At 76.5% G+C, this 6634-nt stretch carries 7 protein-coding genes; 3 read left to right on the top strand and 4 right to left on the bottom strand.

All coding sequences use genetic code 11. From position 1 onward, the window contains the following. Positions 1-242 precede the first annotated feature (242 nt). A complete protein-coding gene (locus AC0CYZ_RS09835; RefSeq protein ID WP_472214725.1) occupies positions 243-857 on the bottom strand; it encodes a DUF6542 domain-containing protein in 615 nt (204 codons plus the stop codon). A 215-nt stretch (positions 858-1072) separates the two neighbouring features. Here AC0CYZ_RS09835 and AC0CYZ_RS09830 point away from each other — a divergent pair, with 215 nt between their 5' ends. Further along, positions 1073-1534 carry a hypothetical protein gene (locus AC0CYZ_RS09830; protein WP_472214722.1) on the top strand — a complete coding sequence of 154 codons (462 nt, stop codon included), beginning with the start codon at positions 1073-1075 and terminating at the stop codon, positions 1532-1534. A gap of 186 nt (positions 1535-1720) precedes the next feature. After that, positions 1721-2698: a S1 family peptidase gene (locus AC0CYZ_RS09825; protein ID WP_472214720.1), complete on the top strand. Its 978-nt coding sequence runs from the start codon at positions 1721-1723 to the stop codon at positions 2696-2698. Here the strand turns inward: AC0CYZ_RS09825 and AC0CYZ_RS09820 are convergent. The 3 genes from AC0CYZ_RS09820 to AC0CYZ_RS09810 are packed head-to-tail and all read right to left on the bottom strand — an operon-like array spanning position 2685 to position 5905. Beyond that, on the bottom strand, positions 2685-3446 hold the full coding sequence (locus AC0CYZ_RS09820; protein WP_472214717.1) for a nucleoside phosphorylase: 762 nt from the start codon (positions 3444-3446) through the stop codon (positions 2685-2687). The two genes, AC0CYZ_RS09825 and AC0CYZ_RS09820, sit on opposite strands and share 14 nt — an antisense overlap. Next, positions 3446-4837: a xylulokinase gene (xylB, locus tag AC0CYZ_RS09815; protein ID WP_472214715.1), complete on the bottom strand. Its 1392-nt coding sequence runs from the start codon at positions 4835-4837 to the stop codon at positions 3446-3448. Before xylB ends, AC0CYZ_RS09820 begins: the two co-directional genes overlap by 1 nt. A gap of 60 nt (positions 4838-4897) precedes the next feature. Next, positions 4898-5905: a LacI family DNA-binding transcriptional regulator gene (locus tag AC0CYZ_RS09810; protein WP_472214713.1), complete on the bottom strand. Its 1008-nt coding sequence runs from the start codon at positions 5903-5905 to the stop codon at positions 4898-4900. Positions 5906-6156: 251 nt separating this feature from the next. Between AC0CYZ_RS09810 and AC0CYZ_RS09805 the strand changes: the two genes are divergently transcribed. Beyond that, positions 6157-6634: extracellular solute-binding protein (locus tag AC0CYZ_RS09805; protein ID WP_472214711.1), on the top strand; the 478-nt coding region annotated here is incomplete at its 3' end.

The raw sequence follows: 6634 nt of genomic DNA, 5'->3' as shown, positions 1-6634 counted from the left end.
ACCGGCCCGACGGGCGTCGGGTCGTCCCGGCGCGGGAGGTGGCCGTCCGCCGGGTGCCGCACCCGGCCGGGGGCCGCCGCCCTCGGGGGGCGCCGGCCGTGGTGCACCGGCGCGCTCCGGGGGCGCCGGCCGAGGCGAGCCGCCGGCGTCGGGGCGGGGCGCGCCGCCGTCCCGGCGGGTGTCGCCGCGGCGGGGCATCCGGAAGCCCCCGGGCGGCCCCTCGCCCCGCGGCGGGCCCGGCATCAGGCGGCCCCCGCGCCGCGCAGTGCCCCGAGCGGCGACGCACCCGGGCGAACCTGACGGAATCGCAGGAATCCCACGACGAGGCACGCGACCGTCGCGACGAGCTGCCACCAGAACAATTCCGCGAGCGGGGCGAAGACACCGAGCAGGAACAGTGTGCTGCTCGCGGTGTCCCCGGCGATGATCGCCGCGATGACCAGCCCGAGGAACGCGATCACCGGGGGAGCGAGGGCGGGGACCACCACCGCCTCGGCCCGGACCATGGCGACGCCGAGCATGCACACCACGAGGTAGCCGACCGGGAACATCAGCCCGAGCAGGCCCGCGCGGTGCAGGAGCAGCCAGGCGAGCAGGCCGGTGACGACGACCGCGGCGACCGCGACGACCGGCCACGGATACCCCGGGCCGATGGCGAAGGTGCCGCTCTGGCGAGGGCGCGGGGGGCGTGCGGAGCTGCTGACCCGGGGGGCCGACGACCGCGAGCCGGTCGACCAGCGGGACGGTCCGCGCCCGGAGCGACCGGGTGCCGAGGGCGGGGGCGACGCCGGACGCGGGGGCGCGGCGGACCGCGACGGACCTCGCCCACGCGGACGCGGGTCCCAGCGATCTGACACGGCGACACGATAGCCGAGCCCACCTGGGCGCCCCCGGCGACGTCGCGGGAACTATTTCCCCGGCCTTCCTGACGATTCGCTGAACGCCTCGCGCGCGGTCCCGCCGGATTCACCGCGCTCCCGCGTCCCGTTCCTAGTGTCGAGTCGTGTCGGGCGGATCGACGGCACGAGAACGACCGCCGCGCCCGGCGTCGTCAGCGAAACAGGAGGACACCATGCGCATCTCGTGGGCCCGTCCCGCGCTCGTCGCGGCCGTCGTCGTCGCCCTCGCCGGAGGTGGGACGGCGGTGGCCCTCGCGGACACCGCCACACCCACCCCGCCCGCGCCCTCGTCGTCGGCACCCGCGCCGGCCGCGAAGCACCCCGCGGAGCACCGCGCCCTCGCGCAGCGGGCCGAGCACGGCGAGGTCGTCCTGCACGGCAAGGGCGGCGACCGCACCGTCGACGTCCAGCGTGGGGTCGTCACCGCCGCGTCCCCGACGTCCGTGACCGTCCGCAGCACCGACGGCTTCACCGCGACCTACGCGTTCACGCCGACCTCGAAGGTCCGCAAGCAGAAGGCCGCGAGCCAGCCGTCGGCGGTCGCCGTGGACGACCGGGTCGGGGTCGTCGCCGCGAAGGGCCCGCAGGGCCTCACGGTCACGCGTCTGCGCGACGCGGGGCCGGGCACGAAGTGAGCCGACGACGACGATGACCAGGAGGTCGGCGGCCGGGTGCTCGCTGTGTGAGCACTCTGCCGCCGAGATGGGGATCAGGACGGGCAGGTCATCCGTCCGGGTCACGACACCCGCCCCGGGACGAGCCGGCTTCTACGCTGACCGGGCTAGCCAGTTGGTGCTTGTGACCCCCCACGGAGCCCTCGCGTGCGCTGCTCTGCCCCGCGTCGTCGGACCCGCGCGCTCGCGGTGGCGCTCGCGACCCTCGCCGCCGTCGTCGCCCTCGGTGTCCCGGCCGCGGCGGAACCCCCGACCCCGGCCCCGACGCCGACCCCGGGCTCGACGACGCGGTCGATGCCCGTCGAACCGCGCGTCGGGCGGGCGGCGAAGGAGCGCCTGGACGCCCGCAGCGCCGCGGTCCCGGCGAACGTGACGGCCTGGTGGGTGGACCCGGCGACCCACCAGACCGTCGTCGCCGTCGTCGGACCGGCCACCCCCGCCGCGCGGGAGTTCGCCGCCGACGCCGAACCCGGGGCGGTCCGCCTGCAGCCGATGTCGGCCCCGATCCGGCTCCTCGCCGAGCCCGGTCCGGCACCGGCCACCCCGGCCCCGCTGATCGGCGGCACCGCGATCACGACGAGCGGAACCCGCTGCTCCGACGGCTTCTCCGCGCGCCGCGGCACCACGACCTACCTGCTCACCGCGGGCCACTGCACCGCCGAGGGCCGCAGCTGGGCCGGGCCGGGCCGGACCCCGATCGGCACCGCGGTCCGCACCGAGTACCCCGGCCACGACTACGGGATCGTCCAGGTCAGCGGCACCACGACCTGGCGTGGGAGCGGGCGGGTCCAGGGCGGGCCGACCGTCACCGGCGCCACCGTGGCCTCCTCGGGCAGCGCGGTCTGCCGCTCCGGGTCGACCTCGGGCTACCACTGCGGCACGGTCCAGGCCACCGACGTCACGGTCAACTACGGCAGCGGCACCGTCATCACCGGCCTGACCCAGACGACCGTGTGCGCCGAGGCCGGCGACTCCGGCGGCCCCTTCGTCACTCCCGACTCCGCCCAGGCCCAGGGCACGCTCTCGGGCGGCACCGGCGACTGCAGGGCCGGGGGCACCACCTACTTCCAGCCGCTCGCCCCGGTGCTCGCCTCGATGGGGCTCACGCTCGTCACGGGGGACTGACCCCCACCACGACGTCCACCAGCGCCCGCCGCGCCGCGCGGGCCGTGGTCCAGCGCCGGTGGTCCCACTCCTCGCCCGCGAGCGAGTCGCCGGCGAAGAGCACCTGCGCGAACGCGACGCCCCGGAAGCGCGCCACCGCGATGAGCGCCGCGGCCTCCATCTCCACGGTCAGGCACCCCTCGTCGCGGCGGCGGTCGGTGCGCGCGCGGGTCTCGCGGTAGACCGCGTCGGTGGTCCAGGTCCGCCCGACGGTGTGGGCGACGTCCGCGGTGTGCAGCCGCCCGGCGAGGGCGGCGACCCCCTCCGGGTCCGCGTCGACGGTGCGCCCCGGTGCCAGGTAGTGGAAGGACGTGCCCTCGTCGCGGAGCGCGGAGTCCACGACGACCGCGTGCCCGAGCACCAGCTCCGGGACCAGCACCCCCGCCCCGCCGACCGCGGTGAACCGCCGCCCGCCGAGCGCGATGAGCTCCTCGAGGGTGGCCGCCGCCATCGGCGCCCCGACGCCCGGGTGCACGACGCCGACCTCGGTCCCGTCGGGCCGCGTCACCGCCAGCACCGGGGAGCGGCCGTTCTCGGAGTGCAGGACCGCGGCCTCCCGGGCGTGCTCGGCGTACGCCGCCATCGCCTCGGGGAAGAAGCACAGCACGACGTCGGGAGGGACCGAGCCGCGGGTGCGCATGGCGCCGGGGGATATGAGCCCGGGTTCGGCGAGGTCGTCCTCGGTGAGGGGCAGCGGTCCGGTCGCCATCACCCCGCCGCCGCCGCGTACGCCGCGCGGACCGAGCGCGCCGCCTCCCGGTCGGCGTCCGAGGCCTCGACGACCGCGTCGCGCCCGATCCGCCACGTCGGCTCCTCGCCGTGCAGGGCCCAGGCGGCCTGCCGGGCGGCGCCGAGGGCGACGTACTCCTCCGGGGCCAGGACCTCGACGCCCATCCCGAACACGGCCGGGGCGACGGCCGCCACCGCCCGGGACCGGCTGCCGCCGCCGATCAGCAGCACCCGCTCGCCGGGCACGCCGACGTCCGACAGCGCGTCGACCCCGGCGGCGAGCCCGCAGAGCATGCCCTCGACGGCGGCGCGGGCCAGGTTCTCGCGGGTGCCGTTCGCGCCGGTGAGCCCGGTCAGCGTGCCCGTCGCGTCCGGTCGGTCGGGCGTGCGCTCGCCCTCGAGGTACGGCACGAGCACCAGCCCGCCGGCGCCCGGCGCGGCGGCCAGGGCCAGGTCGTCGAAGGCGTCGGAATCCACGCCCAGCAGCGCCGCGCCCACCCCGAGCACCCGCGCCGCGTTGAGGGTGCACACCAGCGGCAGGTAGCGGCCCCGCGCGTCGGCGAAGCCCGCCACGAACCCCGACGGGTCGGCGGTGGGCTTCTCGGCGGAGGCGAACACGGTGCCCGAGGTCCCGAGGGAGACGATGAGCTCGCCCGGTGCGGCCCCGATCGCCAGCGCCGCGCCCATGTTGTCGCCGGTGCCGGGGCCGACGACGAGGCCCTCCGCCGGGCCCGTGCCCCGGCCCGTCGCCTCGCCGGGGCCCGCCACCCGCGGGAGGTCGAGGGCGCGCCCGAAGGCGAGCTCGAGCAGGTCGGGCCGGTAGCGCTCCTCGTGCGGGGACCAGTAGCCGGTGCCCGACGCGTCCCCGCGGTCGGTCACCGCCTCGGCGTCGTCGCCGCGCAGCTTGCGGGTCAGCCAGTCGTGGGGGAGCAGCACCGAGCGGGCGCGCTCCGCGACCTCGGGCTCGTGGCGCGCGGTCCAGCGCAGCTTGGTGGCGGTGATGCTCGCGACCGGGACCGTGCCCACCGCGTCGGCCCACGCCTGCGGTCCGCCGAACTCGGCGACGAGGTCGTGCGCGGCGTCGGCCGAGCGGGTGTCGTTCCACAGCAGCGCGTCGCGGACCGGCTCGCCGTCGGAGTCGCAGAGCACCATGCCGTGCTGCTGGCCGGCGACGGCGATCGCCGCGACGTCGTCGGTACCGACCTCGCCGAGCGCCTCCTGCAGCGCGGTCCACCAGGCCCGGGGGTCCACCTCGGTGCCCTCGGGGTGGGCGCGGCGGGCCTCGCGCACGACGGAGCCGTCCGCCGGATCGACGACGACGACCTTGGTGGCCTGGGTGGAGGAGTCGACGCCGACGACGTAGGTGGGCATGCGCCCATGTGAGCACTTCCGGGGGCTGTAGCACCATCACAGGGAGCACGCCGATAGGGCTCACAAGCGCGGAGCGCACCCACAGGACTCCCGCACCACGAACGACGGGGGCAGGCGCAGCACCTCCACGGGCGCGTCGGCCCGCTCCCGGCGCCGCAGCAGCAGCCGCACCGCCTCGGTCGCGATCTGCGCGAACGGCTGTGCCATCACGGTGAGCCGCGGGGCGAACAGGTCCGCCCAGGCGAAGTCGTCGAAGGCGACCACGGCGACGTCGTCGGGCACGCGCGCGCCCGCGTCGCGCAGCGCGGCGATCACGCCGATCGTCATGCTGTTGTTCCCGACGACGACGGCCGTGGGCGGCTCGGGCCGCGCCAGCAGCTTGGCCATCGCGGTCCGCGCCGGCTCCGTGGCCGACTCCCCGGAGACCTCGAGCCCCGGGTCGCGGGTGATGCCGGCCGCGTCGAGCGCCTGCACGAAGCCCGCCCGCCGCTCCTCGGTGGTGGCGAGCCCGGCCAGTCCGGCGACGAGCGCGATCCGGCGGTGGCCGTGCTCCACCAGATGCGTGGTGAGGGTCGCGGTGGCCGACCGGTTCTCGCTGCCGACCTGGTCGAGTCGGGCCGCGAGGCCCCGCCGGATCAACCGGTCCAGCAACACCGTCGGGACCTCCTGGCGGGCGAGGTACTCCAGCGCCGCCTCGGGGTGCGCGGACGGGGCGAGGACCACGCCGTCGACGCGGTGGTGGTGCAGGCGGGCGACGACGGTGCGCTCGTACTCGGGGTCCTCGTGCGGGTCGACGAGCAGCAGCGTGTAGCCCGCGGCCGCGGCCGCCTGCTCGGCCGCGGAGAGCAGCTCGCCGAAGTAGGGGTTCGAGATCGCGGAGAGGACGAGGCCGACGGTGGTCGTCCGCGAGGTGGCCAGCGAGCGGGCGACGGTGTTCGGGGTGTACTCGGTCTCCTCGACGGCCGCGAGCACGGCCGCCCGGGTGTCCTCGCTGACCGCGCGGGTGTTGTTGAGGACGTGCGAGACGGTCGCGGTGGAGACGCCGGCCCGGCGAGCGACATCGGCCATCGTGACCACCGCTGGACCTCCCGCACCGCGTCGTTCCCGCCACCCGCCGTGGAGATGATGCCCCGACGCAGGCCGTCCGGGGCCGGAGGACCGCCCGGGGGCGGCCGGGAGGTCGTCATCGGAATCGGTGCGCGGAGTTCAGTCAAGCGCTTGCGCGTGCACGGCGCGCGGTTCTACCGTCGCCCGATGTGACGAGAGCGTGAACCACGTCACTCATGCACGGTATCGGACCGGCGGCTCGGGGAGGCGGCGTGCGACGCAGCGCACCGGACGGGGCGGCGGGGCCCGGGAGCCCCCGGAGCCCGCAGCGCACGCCGAGGGCACGGCGGTCGGCCCTGCTGGCCCTGCTCGCCGTCGCGCTGCTCGGCGCGGTCGCGGGCTGCTCCGGCGCCGGCGCACTCGGCGGCGACGCCGGGGTGCAGACGGTGACCGTCGCGATCGTGTCCAACTCGCAGATGAAGGACGCGATCAAGCTCTCGCCGCAGTTCGAGGCGGAGAACCCCGGGATCCGGATGCGGTTCGTCTCGCTGTCCGAGAACGAGGCGCGGGCGAAGATCACCGCGAGTGTGGCGACCGGCGGCGGTGAGTTCGACGTCGTGATGATCTCGAACTACGAGACCCCGCAGTGGGCGCAGAACGGCTGGCTCACCGATCTGCAGCCGCTGGTGGACTCTACGCCGGGCTACGACCCGAACGACTTCATCCCCACGGTCCGCGACTCGCTCTCCT

The sequence above is a fragment of the Actinomycetospora sp. genome, assembly GCF_055612215.1.
Note: the sequence above shows the minus strand (reverse complement) of the source record. Positions and strands in the feature narration are given on the sequence as shown.